Origin of the sequence: Spirochaeta cellobiosiphila DSM 17781, from assembly GCF_000426705.1 — a bacterium.
Taxonomy (GTDB): domain Bacteria; phylum Spirochaetota; class Spirochaetia; order DSM-17781; family DSM-17781; genus Spirochaeta_E; species Spirochaeta_E cellobiosiphila.
The window spans coordinates 462,760-483,373 of record NZ_KE384555.1 but is presented as its reverse complement, the minus strand read 5'-3'; the positions used below and the strand labels follow the sequence as shown (position 1 = coordinate 483,373).

Annotated in this window: 20 protein-coding genes; 13 read left to right on the top strand and 7 right to left on the bottom strand. The window is 40.1% G+C overall.

From position 1 onward, the window contains the following. Nucleotides 1–35: 35 nt before the first annotated feature. The 6 genes from K345_RS0112510 (at nucleotide 36) to K345_RS0112485 (ending at nucleotide 9,054) form a co-directional block, all read left to right on the top strand. Complete coding sequence (locus K345_RS0112510) at nucleotides 36–914, top strand: carbohydrate ABC transporter permease (RefSeq protein WP_028974447.1); 879 nt, start codon at nucleotides 36–38, stop codon at nucleotides 912–914. Further along, nucleotides 911–1,747 (top strand): carbohydrate ABC transporter permease, encoded by an 837-nt coding sequence (locus tag K345_RS0112505; protein WP_028974446.1) that lies wholly within the window; start codon nucleotides 911–913, stop codon nucleotides 1,745–1,747. The genes K345_RS0112510 and K345_RS0112505 overlap by 4 nt, the downstream gene beginning before the upstream one ends. A gap of 8 nt (nucleotides 1,748–1,755) precedes the next feature. Next, nucleotides 1,756–4,875 carry an alpha-mannosidase gene (locus K345_RS0112500; protein WP_028974445.1) on the top strand — a complete coding sequence of 1,040 codons (3,120 nt, stop codon included), beginning with the start codon at nucleotides 1,756–1,758 and terminating at the stop codon, nucleotides 4,873–4,875. A gap of 8 nt (nucleotides 4,876–4,883) precedes the next feature. Continuing rightward, the gene (bglB, locus tag K345_RS0112495) at nucleotides 4,884–5,969 is read left to right on the top strand and encodes a beta-galactosidase BglB (protein WP_028974444.1); all 1,086 of its coding nucleotides are present in this window, start codon (nucleotides 4,884–4,886) and stop codon (nucleotides 5,967–5,969) included. 82 nt (nucleotides 5,970–6,051) lie between these two features. After that, nucleotides 6,052–7,068, top strand: coding sequence for a helix-turn-helix domain-containing protein (locus K345_RS20975; RefSeq protein ID WP_211227886.1), 1,017 nt, complete (start codon nucleotides 6,052–6,054; stop codon nucleotides 7,066–7,068). 69 nt (nucleotides 7,069–7,137) lie between these two features. Then, entirely contained in the window at nucleotides 7,138–9,054 is a 1,917-nt protein-coding gene (locus tag K345_RS0112485) for an adenylate/guanylate cyclase domain-containing protein (protein WP_028974443.1), read from the top strand. Nucleotides 9,055–9,121: 67 nt separating this feature from the next. Here K345_RS0112485 and K345_RS0112480 read toward each other — a convergent pair whose 3' ends face one another. From K345_RS0112480 to K345_RS0112470, 3 genes are all read right to left on the bottom strand, one after another. Beyond that, nucleotides 9,122–9,643 carry a nitroreductase family protein gene (locus tag K345_RS0112480; protein WP_028974442.1) on the bottom strand — a complete coding sequence of 174 codons (522 nt, stop codon included), beginning with the start codon at nucleotides 9,641–9,643 and terminating at the stop codon, nucleotides 9,122–9,124. A 29-nt stretch (nucleotides 9,644–9,672) separates the two neighbouring features. After that, nucleotides 9,673–10,038 carry a cupin domain-containing protein gene (locus K345_RS0112475; protein WP_028974441.1) on the bottom strand — a complete coding sequence of 122 codons (366 nt, stop codon included), beginning with the start codon at nucleotides 10,036–10,038 and terminating at the stop codon, nucleotides 9,673–9,675. Between the two features lie 98 nt (nucleotides 10,039–10,136). Then, nucleotides 10,137–10,682: a glutathione peroxidase gene (locus K345_RS0112470; protein ID WP_028974440.1), complete on the bottom strand. Its 546-nt coding sequence runs from the start codon at nucleotides 10,680–10,682 to the stop codon at nucleotides 10,137–10,139. A 121-nt stretch (nucleotides 10,683–10,803) separates the two neighbouring features. Here K345_RS0112470 and K345_RS0112465 point away from each other — a divergent pair, with 121 nt between their 5' ends. Next, a complete protein-coding gene (locus tag K345_RS0112465; RefSeq protein WP_281169321.1) occupies nucleotides 10,804–11,247 on the top strand; it encodes a MarR family winged helix-turn-helix transcriptional regulator in 444 nt (147 codons plus the stop codon). Between the two features lie 240 nt (nucleotides 11,248–11,487). On the opposite strand, the gene K345_RS0112460 is transcribed toward K345_RS0112465, so the two are convergent. The 4 genes from K345_RS0112460 to K345_RS20970 all read right to left on the bottom strand — a co-directional run bounded on the left by K345_RS0112460 (nucleotide 11,488) and on the right by K345_RS20970 (nucleotide 15,236). Further along, nucleotides 11,488–12,663, bottom strand: a complete 1,176-nt coding sequence (locus K345_RS0112460) for a GTP-binding protein (protein WP_028974438.1) — start codon at nucleotides 12,661–12,663, stop codon at nucleotides 11,488–11,490. 257 nt (nucleotides 12,664–12,920) lie between these two features. Next, entirely contained in the window at nucleotides 12,921–13,616 is a 696-nt protein-coding gene (locus K345_RS0112455; protein WP_028974437.1) for a DNA-binding domain-containing protein, read from the bottom strand. Nucleotides 13,617–13,755: 139 nt separating this feature from the next. Then, nucleotides 13,756–14,454 carry a hypothetical protein gene (locus tag K345_RS0112450; RefSeq protein WP_028974436.1) on the bottom strand — a complete coding sequence of 233 codons (699 nt, stop codon included), beginning with the start codon at nucleotides 14,452–14,454 and terminating at the stop codon, nucleotides 13,756–13,758. A gap of 128 nt (nucleotides 14,455–14,582) precedes the next feature. Next, complete coding sequence (locus K345_RS20970; RefSeq protein ID WP_156888399.1) at nucleotides 14,583–15,236, bottom strand: YoaK family protein; 654 nt, start codon at nucleotides 15,234–15,236, stop codon at nucleotides 14,583–14,585. A gap of 179 nt (nucleotides 15,237–15,415) precedes the next feature. On the opposite strand from K345_RS20970, the gene K345_RS0112440 reads away from it, so the two are divergent. From K345_RS0112440 to K345_RS0112410, 6 genes are all read left to right on the top strand, one after another. After that, the gene (locus K345_RS0112440; protein ID WP_028974435.1) at nucleotides 15,416–16,264 is read left to right on the top strand and encodes a MurR/RpiR family transcriptional regulator; all 849 of its coding nucleotides are present in this window, start codon (nucleotides 15,416–15,418) and stop codon (nucleotides 16,262–16,264) included. Nucleotides 16,265–16,288: 24 nt separating this feature from the next. Then, entirely contained in the window at nucleotides 16,289–17,596 is a 1,308-nt protein-coding gene (locus K345_RS0112435) for an ABC transporter substrate-binding protein (RefSeq protein WP_028974434.1), read from the top strand. A gap of 63 nt (nucleotides 17,597–17,659) precedes the next feature. After that, entirely contained in the window at nucleotides 17,660–18,544 is an 885-nt protein-coding gene (locus K345_RS0112425) for a carbohydrate ABC transporter permease (protein ID WP_028974433.1), read from the top strand. Continuing rightward, a complete protein-coding gene (locus K345_RS0112420; protein ID WP_245584625.1) occupies nucleotides 18,537–19,358 on the top strand; it encodes a carbohydrate ABC transporter permease in 822 nt (273 codons plus the stop codon). Before K345_RS0112425 ends, K345_RS0112420 begins: the two co-directional genes overlap by 8 nt. Before the next feature lie 9 nt (nucleotides 19,359–19,367). Further along, a complete protein-coding gene (locus K345_RS0112415) occupies nucleotides 19,368–19,850 on the top strand; it encodes a hypothetical protein (protein ID WP_028974431.1) in 483 nt (160 codons plus the stop codon). After that, on the top strand, nucleotides 19,834–20,544 hold the full coding sequence (locus K345_RS0112410; protein WP_028974430.1) for an HAD family hydrolase: 711 nt from the start codon (nucleotides 19,834–19,836) through the stop codon (nucleotides 20,542–20,544). Before K345_RS0112415 ends, K345_RS0112410 begins: the two co-directional genes overlap by 17 nt. Nucleotides 20,545–20,614: the final 70 nt, after the last annotated feature.

The window sequence follows — 20,614 nt, the reverse complement described above, 5'->3', positions numbered from 1 at the left end:
GATCCTTCAATCCCTATAAAGAGGTTCTCTGACCTATGAAAACGAAAAAAAATGCTAGACATGTGCGTGCATTCTGGCTCTTTATAACTCCTTGTTTATTGCTCTTTGGTATATTTTTCATCATCCCCTTGTTCCTAAGTGTAGGCTTTGCCTTCACAGATTATGATGGCTGGAAAACCATGAACTTTATTGGTCTACGAAATTTTAAGGAGTTATTAGTAGACAACAAATTTTACAGTGCCCTAACAAGGACCTTTTTTTACACATTGTTTAGTCTTCCTTTTAAGGTAATCGTACCCCTATTAGTGGCTTATTTGGTTACTAGCAAAAAAGTTCTAGGTAAGGGATTTGCTAGAACATTAGCATTTGTTCCTTCTCTATTGAGTGCTCTGGTTGTTGGTATCACTATCAACTGGATGTTTAGTACTGAATATGGACTAGTTAACTTTCTACTAAGTGTAATGGGAATAACCCCCATGGAATGGGCTCTTAATTCCTATCTAGCTACTTTTGTTATTAGTTTCGCTTCAAACTGGGCATCAACTGGTTTCTTTATGGTTATTTTTATTGGTGGGCTTAATAATATTCCCAAGGATGTCTATGAAGCCGCTGCCATAGATGGAAGTCGCGGTGTTAGAACATTCCTAAAAATAACGGTACCTATGTTAGCTCCTACAACCTTCCTTGTTACCTTGTTAGCAACAGTCAATTTGTTAAAAGAATTCGCTCTTGTTCAAGGGATAACTCAAGGGGGACCAGGACTTAAAACTACTTATATAATCCAATTTATTTTTGATAAAGGATTTAGTCAAATGCAATATGGTTATGCTTCAGCAACCAGTTTGGTGGCTATGATAATCTTTGGTTTTGTAGCTTTCGTCCAATTCAAAGTAAGTAAAGGAGGCGAACAATGATCCAACAAGTCAAATTGTCCAAAGATAAGGTTATTCCTTCCCTTATAACTGTATTGGTTGCATTGGCCTTTATTTTTCCAATTGTTTGGTTATTTTTTAGTTCTTTTAAGCAATCTGGAGAACTTTTTTCTTACCCTCTCTCTTTGTTTCCTTCAAAGTTTACGGTAGAACATTATCAAAACGTTTTACAGGAAGATTTTTTTATCTACATGGCTAACAGTTTATTCCTGGCTGTTGTTGGTACTTTAATTACATTAGCCATTAGTGCTATGTGTGGATATGCTCTTGCGATTTATAGACATGAAATCAAGTACACAAACTATATATTTGGAATATTCCTTTTAGGAACACTTATTCCTGGTGAGACATTAACAGTACCCCAGGTATCTGTTATTAGCTTTATAGGTCTTTATAACAACATTTGGGGAGTTATTCTTCCGGTTGTGACAACGACTACAGGTATTTTTATGTTCAGACAGCAATATATGTCAGTTCCTATTTCTCTGGTAGAGGCGGCACGTATTGATGGTAGTTCTGAGTTCCAAAGCTTTTTTAGAGTTATGCTGCCTTTAGGTACTTCAAGCGCTGTTACCTTGACTATTTTCAGCTTTATGTGGCGTTGGAATGACTATATTCTTCCCTTATTAGTCTTAAGTGAACAAAAGAATTATACCATCCAAATTGCTATCAAGAATTACATTGGTAACATGGGTGTTGATTGGAGCAGTATTTTAGCGGCTTCTGTAATGTCTATCTTACCTATTATTGTATTATTTATTTTCTTACAAAGATTTATCATTGGTGGACTTTCTTCGACAGGTGTAAAAGGATAAAGGTGAATATGCATAAAGAAGCTTTACAGAATCTATTATCATATCCGCTAAAAGTTCTTCAGAAAGCTTGTCGAAATGAAACATATCCCGTTGGTCCTGTTAAAATGAAGCCTTGTTCCTATCACGATTGGAACAAGGTTCAAGAGGACAGTGATTGGGTTGACTATGATTTAAAACAGGCCTTTGGAGGGGAGGACAAACATTGGATCTTTACCACTCAGGTAGAACTTCCCCAAGAAGCTATTGGTAAAGAATTACGTTGTTCTATTGGAACTGGGGCTACTGATATATGGAATTATAGCAATCCCCAATTTCTTGTTTATCTCGATGAAAAGATTCATTGCGGACTTGATGTAAGTCATAGGGTATTCAACTTTCCCTCAGATAAGAAAACAACTCAATTGAGTTTGTATACCTATGCATCAACAGAGAGACCAGACGTATTTCTATCTATAGAATTATATAAACACAAAGAGCAACTGGAACAATTCTGTATCGATTTAAAACTTGCCTGGGAAACGGCCAAACTATTAGAAGAAGACCAACCTGCTTATAGGAAGGTAAGCTTAGCTTGTGCTCAGGCTGTCCAGGCTCTGGATTTAAGAGATTTAGATAGTTCAGATTTTTATCAATCCCTCAGTATTGCCCATGATATTCTCAAGTCTCTGTTAGGAAATGAATCGGATTTAACAGTTAATGTTGTCGGACATTCCCATATAGATATGGCTTGGCTCTGGACATTAGATCAGACTAGAGAAAAAGCTGTTCGTAGCTATGCCACTGTACTTAATCTTATGGACCGATATCCTGAGTACATTTTCAGTTCCAGCCAGCCTCAAATGCTGGAATGGCTACGTCATGATCAACCAGCTCTTTTTGAACAGATAATGGCTCGTGTAAAAGAAGGTCGTTGGGAGATTGAAGGAGGAATGTGGATTGAGAGTGACACCATCCTTACTAGTGGAGAATCTCTCGTCCGACAATTCCTATGGGGAAAATCCTGGCTAAAAGATCAAGTAGGTGTGGATAGTAAAATCTTATGGCTACCTGACTGCTTTGGATTCCCAGCAACTCTTCCACAAATCATCGCAGGCTGTGGTATCAAATATTTTGTAACAACAAAATTAGGTTGGAATAGATCCAATCGAATCCCCCATGATTTGTTTAAATGGAAAGGTCTCGATGGTTCTGAAGTCCTGGCTTTTATGGTAACTAGCAAGGATTATGAGCCTCCTTCTAACTACCCCAGAAAAAAAAGCAATGAAACTACTTATAACGGATTACTAAATCCAAAACAGATTCTCGGAACCTGGCAACGATTCCAGGATAAGGATCAAACAACGAATACGTTACATCTCTATGGTTATGGCGATGGGGGCGGTGGTCCTACTGCTGGAATGCTTGAACGTCAACGTCGATTGAGTCAAGGATATCCCGGTGTTCCTCGTACAAAGCAAACGACTGTTCTTGATTTCTTAGAAACCATTGAAAAGGACATGACTAAACCAGCCACATGGGTTGGGGAGTTATATCTTGAGTACCATAGAGGAACATATACAAGTATAACCAAGACAAAACAATTGAACAGACTTTGTGAAAACACGGCGATGGAAACAGAAGCACTATGCTCCTTAGCATGGCTTCAGGGAGAAAAGTACCCCCATCAAGAGTTGGAACAAATCTGGAAAACCATACTCCTCAATCAATTCCATGACATTCTTCCTGGAAGCTCAATTCAAGCTGTCTATGAAGAGTCTCATCGGCAGATGGAAGGAGCTCTTGAAGCATTAAAAGCCTTAGGTCAGAAAGCAAAAGATGCTTTGGCGAAGCACATAGCGACCAAAGAAGAGGAATTTGTTGTCCTCAATCCCGTAAGTGCCAAGCGTGATGCTATTGTTACGGTTCCAGCAGAACCCGGATATAGTATCCGAAAGGGTAATGATCAATATCCTGTTAGCTGGCATGATGGATCACAGCTTCATTTCCTAGCCACAGAACTACCTTCTAAAGGTTGGGACAGCTATGAACTGGTAAAGGAAACAAAAGAGTTTGATATTCCTTTCGAATATAAAAACGGTCACCTTTCTACTCCTTATTATGAGATAGAACTTCAAAATGATTTTACTATAACGAGTCTCTTAGATAAGTCTGAAGGAAGAGAAATCGTTCCCCAAGGGGCCAAAGCCAATACTTTGCAACTCTTTGCTGATTATCCTGAGGATTATGATGCCTGGAATCTTGGTATACAGGGAAAGGAACAGAATTGGGCTATTGATAACCCTGGAACTATAAATGTACGTGTTTGCAATCCTTTATTTATCACTTTGGAGATAGAAAGGACTCATCTTAAATCCACATATCATCAAACAATCACCTGTTATGCTCATAAAAGACAGATTGATTTTAATGTTGATATTGATTGGCATGAAGATCACTTAATTTTAAGAAGTCTGTTCCCTACAGAGATTCTTGCTCCCAGGGCAAGTTATCAAATAGCTTATGGAGTCTGTGAACGAACAACACACAATAACACAAGTTGGGATGAAGCAGCCTTTGAAGTTCCAGCCCATGCCTGGGTTGATTTGAGCGAAGAAGGATATGGAGTGGCATTAATGTCTCCTCATTCCTACGGTTATTCTGCTAAAGAGGGACTGCTCTCTATAAGCTTATTACGATCGCCTACTTATCCTTATCCTAAAGCTGATCGTGGTAGACAAAAATTATCTTATTCCTTATTACCCCATACTGGGCGTTATCAGGAAGGTCAAGTTGTTGATGCTGGGTATGCACTCCATCATAAGCCTATGGTACTTACTAATGAACAGAAAAAGGCTTCCTTACCTTCTTCTTTAGAATCTTTCTCTCTTCAAGAAAGTAATGTTACCTGTGAGACCCTCAAAAAAGCGGAAAAACGGGATTCTCTCATACTTCGTCTTATTGAAACAGACGGAAAAAGAGGGCCTGCTACTGTAAATAGTGACTATGAAATCCTGGAAGCTTGGGAATGTAACCTGTTGGAAGAACGAATACGTCAGTTGGAAGTCTCCAATAACCGGGTACAGCTACCTCTTAAAGCAAGACAGATAACAACGATCGAAATACTTTGTAATGGGATAAGTAGAACCTAGGAGAACAAATGAGCACAATTGTAGAAAAATTAAATATATTAGTTGAAGGATTTCTTCCTGTGCTATACGCATCAGATGATCCGGACTTTGAGAATAGAAATTTAGAAGGCTCTGATGAAGAAGAACTGAAACGTTACCAATTTTGGGAATGGCCTCATGGTGTTGGTCTCTTTGGTCTCTGGAAGTTATTTGATCAGACAAAAGAGCAACGTTATTTGGATATGCTTATCCAATATTATGATGAACGATTGGCCCAGGGTTTACCTGGCAAAAATATAAACACCATGGCTCCTATATTGGCCCTCAGTTACTTAGCAGAGCATACAGGTAATAAAGCTTACCTTGATGTTTGTAAAGAGTGGGCGGAATGGGCCTGTAACGGTCTCGATAGAACAAAAGAAAGGGGATTCCAACACAGAACCAGTGATGATGAAAACGTCGGTGAACTCTGGGATGACACTCTAATGATGACTGTTCTAGCTGTAGCCAATATTGGACGTATCATAGGCCGTCAAGATTATATTGATGAAGCTGTTTATCAATTCTTACTTCATACAGAGTATTTGTGTGATAAGAAAACAGGCTTGTGGTATCATGGATGGACTTTTGAAGGTAATCATAACTTTGCCGAGGCCTTCTGGGCTAGAGGAAATTGCTGGATTACCATAGCCTTCCCTCTATTTATGGAGATGATGGATTTAGATAAGGGTGTTCACCATTATTTAAAGGTTGTCCTGGAAAGACAGATTAAAGCTTTAGCGGCTTTACAGGCTGATTCAGGAATGTGGCATACCTTACTTGATGACCCTACTTCCTATGTCGAAACAAGTGCTACTGCCGGATTCGGATATGGAATCTTGAAGGCTATTCATGATGGTCTAGTAAGCGATGAGTATCTTCCTATGGCTAATAAGGCAGTGGAAGCTGTACTTGGCTATATTGATGATAAGGGAGTTGTCCAACAAGTATCTTATGGAACTCCCATGGGAAGAGAATCTAAGAACTTCTATAAGGATATACCTATCCGACCCATGCCCTATGGACAAGCAGCGGCCATGCTAATTTTATTGGAAGCCAACAAAGATATAAAATAAAAAGACTTTTACCCCCTTTTACCAAGGGGGTATGTTTCTTTGTTTTCCCTTGCTTCTGGAAAAGCCTCAAGGATATAATATCATGATGGATGGAACAGATAACTCAGTATATTTTAAGAATGGATTCTTTGTTAAGGTTAATGATGACCGTGACCCTCTTTTTTACATGTTTGATTATGGAGTGCGGACTGATTCCATCAACATGGAGTTTCAGCATTTTCATGATTTTTATGAGCTATATTTTTTACTGGATGATCAATCGTCCCATATCATTGAAGGGGATTACTTTAATCTCCAGCGATATGACATAGTTCTTCTTAAACCAGCTTATCTGCACATGACAAAATATCCTAAAGGGGAAAGCCCCAAGGCCCGGCTGGTGGTTGATTTCCGCATACCAGATAATCTACCGGGTATGGAGAAATCTATAAAACAACTACTCTCCATCTTTGAAGAACCTATTCCTATTTTTCGTTTTAAAGGCGAGGTGAGAGCCAAAATTATTAACCTATTCAACGAGATATATATGTTAGGCGTCGACCGTCATACCTGTCGGGATCTGATGATTCATTGTAAGTTCATAGAAATACTATGGACAATCCTGGATAATCGCAAAGAGAATTGCTACGCCAAAAAGGAAATCACAGATACTATAACTCAAAAAGTATATGAAGTAACCAGCTATCTTCATGTTCATTATCCAGAGGAGATATCACTTCAGGCTATTGCAGAGCGTTTCTACGTTAGTCCTTATTACTTATCTCACCAATTCAAGAGAGTAACAGGATCTAATTTTGTATCATATCTACAACAAATACGAATACGCAATGCACAACAATTGCTTCTGTATACTAATAAGAAAATCAAAGATATATGTGAAGAATGTGGATTCTCCTCTTTTAGTCAATTCAATCGTGTCTTTAGTAAATTCTGCCATATCACCCCCTCTTTGTTCCGTCAGAACAAAGAACATAAATCTGAGGAAATCCTAAGATCTATGGATCCTGAGCGTCATGCTAAAGCCACTCCTTCTAAAGCACTACAAAGTTTCGATGATTATATCGCTGTCAAACACAAGAATGAATTGAACCAAAAGTGACTTGATTTTATAACAGAATTTCTGGAACAATAAGTACAAAATGACCAGCAAGGATATAATAATAATTGAATGGACAAGTCCAAACGTCTATCTATAAGAGTCCGCTTATTTAATATAGTAGCGGTATTCGGCATACTACTAAGTTTTGTATTCATGTTGGTGGCCCTGGTTGACAAAATACATACAACTTCCAAAACGGTACAGCAAACTTTGATCTTGGAAGGAAGTCGTACATCATTAAAAGTGCGTGACTATTTTACTACCAATCGACAAATACTAAACATGTTATCCATGGAAAAAGGATTTCATAAAGACATAATGGATGAGGATTCTATTGCAACCTTAACCAAGTACCTTGGGGATGTACAGAACGCCTTTGACATTCGGCTATGTTTCTTTGGTAGAGAAGAAGATGGTTCTATACTTAATTATGAACCAACAGAAGCCTTTGATTCACGTAAACGTCCCTGGTACATTGAGGCTAAGGAACAAGGTTCTCTTATAGTAACGGCCCCCTATATAGGAGCTGGTACAAATGAATTGATTACCACTATGGCTCTGCCTTGTTACTCGGAAGAAGGTTTAACTGGTGTACTGGGAATTGACTTTTCTTTAGACGCTATCGAGCGAACATTAAACCCTGATACACGTATATTTTCTTCTCAACTTAATATGTTAGTCAAAGAAGATGGACAGGTTTTATTAACCAATGGCAAGACGCCTTCTGAACAAACCTTTCCTATAGGCCAAAAAGTAACTTCCAGATTGGGACTCACCACTTTTGATGACAAGAGTTATCTGGCCAGAATATATTATGACGTACCCACCAAGTTATACATCGTATCTTGTATCGGACCGGAAGAGATTTGGAAACCGGCTCTGGAGTATCTCATTATCTATATTGTGATAGCATCTGCCTTTCTCATATGCATGATCGCCGTGATGAATCACATCATAGGGAACCTCATTATAAAGCCCATCAATATCCTGACTATGGACATGAAGAACATCCAAAGTTTTCATCTGGATGAAATCATTGAGGTCGATGATCGAAGCATAGAGATTTACCAAATGGCCACCGGGCTTGAAAACATGAAGAGAGGGCTTCGTTCCTTTCGTAAGTATGCTCCTGGAGACCTGGTTTACAAATTAATAACGGATAATACAGAAGCTAAATTATCCGCAGAGAAACGGACTTTATCTGTCTGTTTTTGTGATATTGCGGACTTTACCTCGATATCTGAATCCCTCCCTCCTTTGGAGTTGACTGAGCTGTTAGGTGTTTATTTTGAAACAATGACAAGAATACTCCAGGAACATGAAGCTACAGTGGATAAATTTATAGGTGATTCGATCATGGCCTTCTGGAATGCTCCGAGAGAAGTTCCAGAACATGCTCGTTTAGCCTGTCATGCCATTCTACGTTGTGCTGAGTTCGTTGAAGAATTTAACGCTTCCCATGAAGTCCCTTTTCATACCCGTTTTGGATTAAGTTACGGGGAAGCTATTGTTGGGAATATGGGATATGAAGACCGCCTAGGCTATACAGCTCTGGGAGACACGGTTAATGTCGCCTCTCGCTTTGAAGGCATAAATAAGTTCTATGGAACAACAGCTGTTGTTACAGAGGGAGTTTGGGAGCAAACTAATGAGGAATTTGCCTACCGGCTGATCGACAAAGTTGTTGTTAAAGGCAGAAAGCACGGAATCAATGTGTATGAATTAATGGGACGGCTGGATGAGTTCACCTCTCAACAGCTTGCGGCTTTGGATCAATGGCAACAGGTGATGGAACATTATTACAACAAGGAATGGAAGTTATGTCTTCGTGCTTTGGGTCTTTATGAGAGAAATCATTGTATCAATCTCTTCGGATCACGGAAGAAGGATAAAGTTTATCCTATTATCTATAAACGACTGAAAGACTTTATCAAAAACCCTCCTCCCGACTCATGGACAGGAGCCGTGGTTTTAAAAAGCAAGTAGACCCTCTGCATTGAATTAAGCCCTATGAGAGTTTGAAATCTCATAGGGTCACATTCAAACTAATCCCTTACCACTTGTTGTAGTGAACAAGGGTCGAATCATACTTATTGATGATTTTATGTTCTTTTGACTCGGGGACTCCTAAGGCTATCAAATTTAAAGGTATGATAGATTCAGGTAAGCCGCAGTTATCTGATATGGTCTTAATTCGATCAGGGGAAGGATAGGCCCCTGTCCATACAGCTCCATAACCTAGGGCATGAGCCGCCAGGAGAATATTCTGTGTGGCAGCAGAGCAATCCTGAACCCACATATACTGGGTTACTTCAGGTGCCTTATCAGGGATGCCACATACGGCAATAGCGAAATCAGCCTTATCAAGCATTTTAGCATAGGGTAATTCTTCCCTAAGGCGATTCAGAATGGTCTTGTCATCAATCACAACAAAAGACCAGGGCTGACTATTCTTAGCTGTAGGAGCCGCCATGGCTGCCTTTAAAATAAGGTCCCTGTCTTCTAAAGGAATCGAGTCACCAGTGTATTTTCTCACACTGGTTCTTGTCATAATGTTTTTGAGTGCGTCTGTCATAGCATTTCCTTTCTATTTAATACTAATCATCAGATCCAGACATCATCAGGGGCTGTTTGGGCACCACCAGCATCTCCTGTATTTACCGTACCAGCAGGTTCGATGAGAAGAACCTTAGCTTCTGTAGCTGCGTAAGGTTTGTGCTCTACACCTTTAGGAACGACAAGCATTTCTCCTTCCTTCAGGTCCACACTTTGATCACGGAAATCAATTCTAATGGAACCTTCTAATACAATAAAAACTTCATCTGTATCTTTATGATCATGCCAAGTGAAATCACCTTCCAGCTTAGCTAATTTGAAATGATAATTGTTCATTTGAGCAATGATTTTAGGTGACCAATGCTCTTTAAATAACCCTAATTTTTGATTGAAATTAACTTTTGAAGTGTTCATTATAGCTCCTTTTGAAGCTAATATACTACGGATGACCCGTATCGACAAAAGTTAAATATAGCCCTCCCCCAAAGGGGAGACTAATCTTGTTTCAGAGCTTAGAGCAAAGCTTCAATGGCCTGTGTCATGTCTTTAGGTTCCACTGTTGGTTCATAACGGGAGACTACTTCTCCTTCTTTATTCACCAAGAATTTAGTGAAGTTCCATTTAACCGATTTCCCCTCCAGAAAGTCAGGAAAATTATTTTCCAGAGCTTCCTTTAATCTTGTTCCAATAGGATGATTCTCATCAAAACCTTCAAAGGGCTGGGCTTCACTTAAATAATCAAACAAAGGATGAGCTTCTGCCCCTCGAACATCAATTTTTGCAAAAACAGGAAAGGATACTCCATAGTTCAGGGAGCAAAAACTCTTGATTTCCTCAGCATCTCCCGGTTCCTGGCCGGCAAATTGATTACAGGGAAAAGCTAAGATCTCAAGACCTTTCTCTTTGTATTGATCGTAGAGAGCCTGGAGTCCTTCATATTGAGGGGTGAACCCACACTTACTAGCGGTGTTCACGATTAATAAGGGTTTAGATTCATAATCCTTAAGACTTACATCCTCTCCTTTCATATTTTTAACGGTAAAATCATAGATACTCATAACGTTCTACTCCTTGTGGTAAGTATAAACTTCGCTTTTATTAATTGCAAGCAATTGAATCGATGGCGACATGTAAGAGATTTGCTTGCTTGCTCCTTAGGGATAGGGTATTCTGTTCTTTGTGGAATATGACGAAGGGTCCCTCTTGTTAGAGAATCAATTATGCTTTGCTCTATATACGGCTTCTAAGGAAATCATCAGGTCTTACCGACCTTATCTAGGAGAGCTTGATTTAACCTATACCCAGTATCTTGCCATGCTAGTGCTTTGGGAAGAGTCTCCTTTGTCATCAAAGGTCATGGGGAATAAACTTCTACTGGATTCAGGCACTTTGACTCCCCTTCTTAAAAAGCTCGAGACCAAAGGATTTATTAGCCGTAAAGTGGATAGTCACGATGAGCGTCAGTTAATCGTTACCCTCACAGAAGAAGGGGCTAAGTTGAAAAGCAAGGCCAAAACCATACCCCATAACATGTTCTGTAAACTCCATCGTTCCCAGAAGGAAATCATTGACTTACGTACACAGCTAAAACGTTTGACCGATGACCTTTTAAACTCTAATTAAAATTCTTTAAGATTCCTTCTTGAATCTTCCCTCTGGGGAGCCCTGATTCTTGTAAAAACACAGGAAGACAAGGAGTGATACTATGAAGTTAAAGTGTTGTCTTATTGGATTAATCTTCATCATAAGTGCTTGTTCAACTAAATTTTATGACTCTCAGGAATGAGAAGGAGGGGATAATGGTCAGGACTCAAGGGTCTTATCACAGATGTCGTAAAGGAAAGGGGCCTGTGGCCCCTTGTTTTATTCTGCGTACCATTGGGGAAAGGGATCATTCAGAGTACTGAATTCTGTTTCGGTCCATTCCGGATGTACAAGACATTGGTTAAGAGCGGCGGTAATTTTATCTTTATTCATATCTGATCCGATAAAGACGATTTCCTGCCGTCTGTCCCCATAGGGTTCCTGCCATTCAGCCTCAAGGTAATCCATGACTTCCTGGGGCCATTCTTCCTGAGGATAGGAACTCCACCAGCGTCCGGCCAGATCAAAATTAATGAGTCTCCCCGCTACCTGTAGGTCTCCTACAAATTCCATACGGGTGGCCAACCAAAAGTAACCCTTGGCCCGAATGAGGCCTGGAATAGGTTCATTAAGGTAGGCCATTAGTTTCTCTGGATGAAAAGGTCGGCGCGCTTTATAGATAAAGCTGGATATGCCGTATTCTTCCGTTTCTGGAGTGTGGTCATTATCTCTTTCCATTTCTTTAACCCAGGTCGGGTAGGTCTGGGCCACTTCAAAATCAAAGCTTCCTGTGTTCATGATCTGATCAAGAGGAACTTGACTCTTTAGGGTATCAATAATCTTAGCTTCCCCGTTAATGGCTCTCACCATTTGATGAACCTTCCTGAGTTCTTCTTCTGTTACCATATCCGTTTTGTTCACAAGGATGACGTTGGCGAACTCGAGTTGTTCGATCATAAGATCCACTACAGTTCTCTCATCGTATTCTGAGACTTCCTGTTGTCTGTCCTTAAGGGTTTCATTGGAATTGTATTCTGCAATAAAGTTATGGGCATCGATGACTGTGACCATTGTGTCCAGTTGGGCAATATCCCTGAGGGAATGACCATCTTCCATGGGAAAGGTAAAAGTTGCTGCAACAGGTAGAGGCTCTGATATCCCACTGGATTCGATCACCAGATAGTCGTGTGTACCTGCTTCGGCTATTTTTTTGACCTCTTGGAATAGATCTTCCCGGAGAGTACAGCAGATACACCCGTTTTGAATCTGAACGAGTTTCTCTTCGGTCTCAGTAATCTTGTCACCAATCTGCCGGCCATCGACATTAATGGCTGCCATATCATTTACTATCATGGCTACTTTCATGTCACGTTTTGTTTCTAATATATGATTTAATAGGGTGGTTTTTCCGCTCCCCAGAAAGCCACTTAAGACGGTTACTGGAATTTTCTTCATATTCCTCTCCTTATAATATGCAAGTGATTCGCATAATACAGTCTTGTTGTTTGTGTGTCAATAATGCGAATCATTTGCGCGCGTAGTAGGTAAATTTAGGAAGCTTAAGGTTGGCTTTGTTCTTTTGAGTACTGTAAAAGGTGATTCTGCTTATTGAAAACAAATGGTTTTCAATAAGCAGATGATTGGTTTGATCATTAGAAAATTTTGGTTTTCAATAAGCAAAGTTAGCAATGGTAAGGCTCAAAAGGGAAAGACTAGGAAATCTGAATAGAGGGAATCCTCCCACTTGGAAGAGAAAGTTTATCCTTAGGATAACGAAGAACCACCTCGTAGTGCCCAGAGTCTAGTGTATTAGGTAGCATCCAGAGGATTCTTACCTTTGTGACCTTGTAGATGACAATATCATCTGTAAGGATATTATGCCCTTTGTCTATGAGGAGGATTTGAGGCTCACCCTTTTGTTGCAGATGATGTCCTCTCAGTTCAACCAATCCGCCTGCTGTGTAATAAGGACCGAAGCTCTTCTTTATATAATCATAGATCATATTAACTTTGGGATGTTTAGCCAGCTGTTCGACTTTGACCGTTTTGAGTTCCCTGGTAAAAGATTTTCTAATCTTGGTAGAAGGGCTTATATGGATGAGTACTTCATGTTTGTCCTTTTGGAAGCATTCCTCTTTATGAGCAAAGCCTCCTCGTATACTGGTTCTGGTTTTGAATAAATCTGTCACCAGGGAATGACCTAATAGAAGTTGTTCACGGACTACTTCATTCAGCAGATCCAGTACTGCCAGGATATCCTGTCGGGTCACAGTGGTATTGTGATGGGACATCTTATAGATAAGGTCCTGTTGGTTCAGTGTGTCTTTGTATTGAACCTTTGCACAATAATTATTGCTGGATCTTGTGGGTAGATAATTGGGGCGTAGATAATAGTTAATAGTTTTCATATGGTTCTCCTTAACTACTACTTCTCACCTGAATTTGGAATATCGAGAAAAATTTTGAGACTTTTTTCCCTTTTTTTATAAAAAAACAGCTGTGATACTTCACAGCTGTTAGTATAAATTCGACTAAAGTCGATATTTATTATTGTTCAACAGAAGTTAATACTCCGTTGATAGTAAGAATGTCGCCTTCTAGAGTGAATTTTAAGTCACCATCCCAGAAGTACATAGCTTCAGGAGAAGGACCTTCTTTCTTTACACCAGTTGACCATACTTTGTCAAAATCAACACCAGCTGCTGTTCCGTCTGTTGAGAATTCAGATTTTAACTCCTGAGGAGTCCCGATAGATCGGTATTCGATACTTCCATCAGGAAGGGAAAGAACACCCTTGGAATCGGTTGTGAATCGGTAAGCAGTTCCTCTATGAACAAATTGTACTACAATAGATCCATCATCCATTTTGCTAGCATTAAGGTTATCATGAATAGCCTGAGCATGGGGATTTACACCGAAAAGAAATAATCCACGAAGACCAGTAGACATTGTTGGTTTCCCTTCAACATCGTATAGATACATCATAAATAGGTGAGTAGAACCTTCGGTTGATGCACCAGATACTGTGTCAGCTTTGTCTTCAGCTGCCATATATCGGACATTTCCTTTCCAGTTAAAATGGCTAGCAGGGTCATCCATGGAAAGATTTACTTGGTAATCAATTACTAAGTCTTCACTTCCATCGGATACGGCTTTAGTAGTTGCATTACTTGACTCCGCAGGTTTAGAACAACCTATCATTATCAAGGGAAATGCTAGTAACAAGAAAAATAATTTTTTCTGCATAAGTTTCCTCCAGACTTATCTTTGAAAATATGTGTTAGTACACTATTAGAAGTATAGCAGATGGTTCAATTCTTACAAGAGGTGTTATATATATCTATATAAAAATATCGAAGAATGGTCATATTCTGCTATTTTTCTTCTTTTAACAGGATTATATAGGCTCCCAGAAGAAAAACCAGGCCTACGAGTATGGCCTTGTCCTGCCAAAGATGACTTAAACTTCCCCCTAAGACCGCTCCCAGAGCAAAGGTTAAGATAACCACTAGGTAGGTTCCCACTTGTTCTATATATTGCCGATCCTTTGTCTGTAGATAGTGAGCCAGACCTGTCATGGTACTTCGCAGATTCCCGGTTATCATAGTTGTGGCAATGGGGCTTCCTTTAATCTTGTTAAAGTTAGCGACCTGTACGGCTGCCAGAAAGGAAATGGTTGAGTTGATGACAGAATGATTCACCCAGGGACCTAAGAGGGCAATAATCACAATAAGAATAGCCTCAAAGAGAATGACTAACTTGATTCCCTGGTTATTTTCCAGCCATCGTTTATGCCCTTTTAAGACTTCTGAAAGGAAGATCCCCAGGGCGAACATTAAAATAGGGATTAAGTACTTGATAATGTTTGATAAGTGACCACTGAGAACGGATAGGGAGAGTAAGACCAGATTCCCCGTTTGGGCATTAGCAAACACCCCATCTTTTAGGACATAGGTATAGGCATCAAGAAAACCTCCTAAAAGGGATAGGAAGACGCCAATCATTAAATGTTCGTGAGCTTTATGCAATGGATAACCTCATTATTATAAAAACCATTATAGAAAAAGTGAAAACTTTGTAAAAGTCATAACAAAAGGTTAATTAAATCCTAACAGATTGACTTTATGATCCCATAAGAGAGATAAATTAAAGGTAGATAGTCATTATGATATGGAATAATTGACTAGATAGGTCCTGGGGAGTATTCATGTCCTGGTTAGAACGATTAAAAAAAAGTGAAGGATTATTGAGTAGAACAGAGGAAGAGCTGATTACTTATATTAATCAGAATCCTGATAAAGCGGTACGCCTCACCTTATCAGAATTAGGGGAAGCCGCTTCTGTAAGTAAACCTGTGATTATTAATTGTTTTAGAAAACTTGAATATAAAGATTACAGGAGTATGCAGAATGGGGTAGACTCCTTTTTTGCTTCTCAAATCGATTCCTTTAAGGCTAGTCAGAATGTGTATGACCGTATTAAGACTCCCCATGAACTTATTACAGAAGCTGTAGCCGTGGAGATTCGTTCTCTGGAACGGATGGAAATGAGCCTTGACAGGCATAGATTGGAAGATTTTATCAAGGATCTTAATGAGAGATCTTCCTTATTTATAGTAGGTGAGGGTACTGGTAAATATCCCGCAGACTATCTGGCCCAGCGATTACGACGTTATGGTTTTCAGGCTCAATTGCTTAGCCAGGATCATGCCCATTGGCTGGATAATCTTCACCCGGCCCATACCGGGGATATGGTGATTATCTTCCATTATAACGATGATGATATTTGGTTGCGGAAGGTACTAGGGTATTTGGATAGGCGAAACATTTCAGTAACGTTAATATCCGGAACCATCCATCCGGACTATGTGGATAAGGCGAAGTTCTTTTTCCATATATCCAGGGGGGAGCTTAATTTTAAAAACAGTATGGCCTTACCCATGCATTTTGCCCATTTGTTACTACTCACTTATGAGTTCCACAATGAAGAACATATTAAAGAGTCTCTTAATCAGTTGGAAGAATCCCGAAACCAGTGGGGTCGGGGTATTAAATAAGAAATTACGGCAAAGGAGGATATGATGCCGAAAAAAGGAATCGTGATCTATTTAACCGTCTTTATGTTATTGAGCGGTGTTACTTGGAATATCTTTGGTAATGGACAAAAAACTGAAGATTCAAATCAACCTGTCATCATCAGTATGGCCTTCCCTATAGCAGTGGATGCTCCCATAACAGAGTTATTGAATGGCTATGCAAAGGAATATATGGATCAACATCCCAATGTGAAGATTGATTTGATTTATTCTGGTGGTTATACGGATGTAAAAACGATGATCCAGACTACCATTGATGGTGGTGGTGAGGCTCCTTCTTTAGCTGTGATGTTGGCTACTGATCTATTTGATCTGGCTAATGCCCAATACATTGAGCCCATGACTCCCTATACGAAGAAGCTAAAGTCTTCAGAAATGAAAGACTTCCTTCCTGCTTTTATGGAGAACTCCTACTATATGGATGATGTTTGGAGTCTTCCTTTTCAAAGAAGTGCTGTGGTTCTTTATTACAATGCCGATTTGTTAGCAGAGAAAGGACTTGCTGTTCCTAAGGACTGGAAGTCTTTGGCTGAGACAGCCCAGGCTTTAACAGTCAAAGAAGGGGACAGTGTTACGAGATGGGGATTGGAATGGCCTACTGGTTGGCCTTACTGGGTGTTCCAGCCTCTAGCTATTGGTGCGGGACAAAACATCGTCGGTGATGAAGACGACAAAGTGTACTTTGATAATGCTGATGTGATCAAAGCCATCAAATACTATAATAGTTTATCAGCTGATTATGGTGCTATGCCTCAAGGGGTACAGGTGTCCTGGGGAAATGTCGTTCCTAATTTTGTATCTGGTAATACTGCTATGATTGTTCAGAGTTCCGGTAGTTTGTCCGGTGTTCTTAGTCAGGCTAAGTTCAAAGTTGGTGTTATGGGAGTCCCAGGGGAAAAAGGCGGTTATTTCAGCGTTCCTGGAGGGGGTAACATTTATATGATTAGCGGTATGTCAGAAGCTGAGAAGAAGGCTGCTTTTGATTTTGCCCTCTTCCTGACGGCACCCTCTCGGGCTGCTGATTTCTCTATAGCAACTGGTTATGTTGCTTCCCGTAAGAGTTCCATGGAAGAAGAGGCTATGAAGGCTTATGTGGCAGACCATCCCCAAGTATTAGATGTCCAAAATGTTTTAGCTCAGGCTGGTAAGGAAATGGCTCTTCAGAACTTGGGAGAGGTACGAAGTATTTTCCACAATTATATCCAGGCGGCTTTCAATGGAGAAATGACTCCCGAAGAAGCTATGGCTAAGGCTCAGGAAGAAGCTGACGCTGCATTAGTGGATTTTCAATAATTTATTTAGATAGTAGTCCAGAGGGGTACCTCTGGACTTTTCATTGTTATAAGGAGCCTTTGCATGCATAAAAAAAGAGCGGGACTTCTCCCTTATTTACTAGTGGCACCTACATTAGTATTTGTAGCAGTGTTTACTATATATCCCACCATTGCCAGTGTTATCGGTAGTTTTTATCATCACCGCTTGAACATCCTAAAATACAGGACTCCCCGGTTTTATGGTTTAGGGAATTATCATGAACTTTTTAGTAGTGCTGATTTTCAGCAGATCATTGTTAATACCTTGGTCTATACGATTATTTTGGTTCCCCTCACCATTGTGGTCTCCTTTTTGTTTGCCCTTTGGCTTCGTCCTAAGAAGTTTGCTCCTTTCAGGATTGCTATCTTCCATCCTACGATTTTGCCAGCTGTATCAGCGGCGACGATTTGGCTGTTCTTCTTTACCCCCGGGTATGGGTTATTTAATAGTTTCCTCTCATCCCTCGGTTATGGAGGGCCTCAGAATTGGTCCAGTAATCCCCAATTAGCCTTGTTTAGTCTGGTGATTGTGGCTTTCTGGAAGGATGCTGGGTTTTATATGATTTATTTTTTGGCAGGTCTCCAGAATCTTCCTAAAGATGTCTATGAAGCGCTTAGATTGGAAGGGGCCCATCCCTTTGTTGTTTTTTTCAAGTTTACCCTGCCTTTAATGAGACGAACCACTCTGTTTGTTTCGACTATCGCTATGGTGGGAGCCTTTAGAATGGTAGACCATGTGATAGTCATCACTTCAGGAGGCCCTAGCAACAAGAGTAGTTTATTACTCTATGATCTATGGCAGGAACGTTTTGAGAATCTTAATGTAGGCAAGTCTTCTGCTATAACAGTTATTCTTATTCTGTTTCTTCTGGTATTTACCATATCCAACCTCCTTTTTAATGAGAGAAAAGGAGTTATCCATGACTAAGAATAAGTGGTTATTCCTGTGGATCCCTGCTTTAGTGGTGGTTGTGATATGGTCTGTTCCTGTGGTATGGGCCCTTATTGCCAGTTTGCGTCCTCCTATGGAAGCTTTTACAAGAGGCCAGGTCTGGTTCGGTTCTGCCCTGAGCTTGGCAAATTATAAACGGGCCCTTTCTCTGGCTCCTTTTGGGTTGTATTTTCGTAATACTGTTCTCATGGTTTTGATGGTCTTAGTTGTTCAGTTGCTGTTTAGTAGTTTAGCTGCTTTTGGCTTTGCTTTTTATAAGTTCAAAGGGGATAGGATATTATTTGTTTTGATTTTGACTCAGATGATGATCCCCACAGTGGCCTTACTGGTTCCGAATTTTCAAACCATCAGGGTTCTGGGGTTGTATGATTCTCTAGGGGCTATGGCTGTGCCTTTCTGGGGCAGTGCTTTTGGAACTTTTCTCCTGCGCCAGACGTTTTTGGGTATTCCTAAAGACTATGGTGATGCCGCGTTAGTGGATGGTTGTCACTGGTATCAAATTCTGTGGCATGTCTATCTTCCTATGGCCAAGTCTTCTCTGGTGGCTTTTTCCATATCGACCATTAATTGGCATTGGAATGATTTGCTGTGGCCCATGATTATTACCCAAAGCGATAAATCCCGTCCTTTGACGGCTGGACTTGTTCGCTTTACCCAATTAGGGGAAGTGGGAGCCCAGTGGGGGCTTATGTCGGCTGCGACTCTGATTGTCGCCTTGCCTTTATTGGTCCTTTTCTTTATCTTCCAGAAGCGCTTTATGGAAGGCTACATGAACTCAGGTATCAAATAGGAAAGAATTATGAAATGGAAATGGATTGATTTTGATCATATAGACGCTCATGCCAGTGATTTTGTTGTTCCTCTCAATGAATTACTATCTGATATTGAGGAACGTATGGATAATTGGGCTTCCCATCAGAAGGATACACAGGAAGCTCTGTGGTTCCATGATGATTTATATTTGGATAAAGACTGTGGGTATACTGGTTTAGGTACTGTAGATAGGGCTGATACTAAAAGCTTTTGGGCTTATCGGAAAAACAGAAGCATTCCTTCTCATCTAATGTTGGGAGATAAGGTTTTGACTTCCACCTTATGTCTATGGGGGTATCTGTTAGAGGATGTCTTTTACATTCATACCCTCTATCCCGGTCAGAAGGCTCCCAGGGAGATCCATGATCCCCAATTAAAGTTAGAAGAGATTGATGAATCTCTGCAGTTCTGGACAAAGCACGCTATCATTGTAAGTGAAGGAGAATATACTTTTGAATCCTCAGAATAAAGAGCTTGTTATTATGGACATCCCCTGGTTGGAACAGCATTTGGATCTTAATGGTAAAAACAAGATCGCTATTTTTGATATAGACAGTACGATAATGGACACTTGTTATCGTAATTATAAGATACTTGAGGAAGCAGCTTTTTATTTTGACTTTCTGTCTCCTTTTATGTCTTTGATTGAACCTTGTGATATCGGTTGGAGTATCCTCGATGCGGTATCCCTTCATACTGATTTGACTGATACGATGCAGATGCTGGTTTTGGACTTTTGGCGGGAAAGGTTTTTTTCTAATGCCTGGGTCAAACATGATCGTCCCTATCCTGGGGTGAAGAAAGTCCTCGATTGGTTTGTTGAACATGATTATAGTCTTGTGTACCTAACAGGACGTGATGCTCCACAAATGAAGGAGGGGACTATCTACTCCTTTGAAGCGAATCTTCTTCCTACTACCACGAACACTTACTTTTTCTTTAAACCTGATTTTTTGTCAGCTGATCTGGAATATAAGAAGATTGCTCTGGAAGCTATTGGAGAGATCGGTGATGTTGTTCTAGCTGTGGAAAACGAACCGGCCAATGCTAATCTGATGAAGCATATGTTTCCTCAATCCATAGTAGCTTTGATTAATACTGTTACCTCTCCTTATCCGGCGAAGCCCCTGGATTCTCTCCTTTTATTTGATGGATACAAATAGCTTTGGATCGGGTAATCTTGACTTCCTCAATCTATATTTTTAACTTAATATCACCAGAAGAACTTAGAGG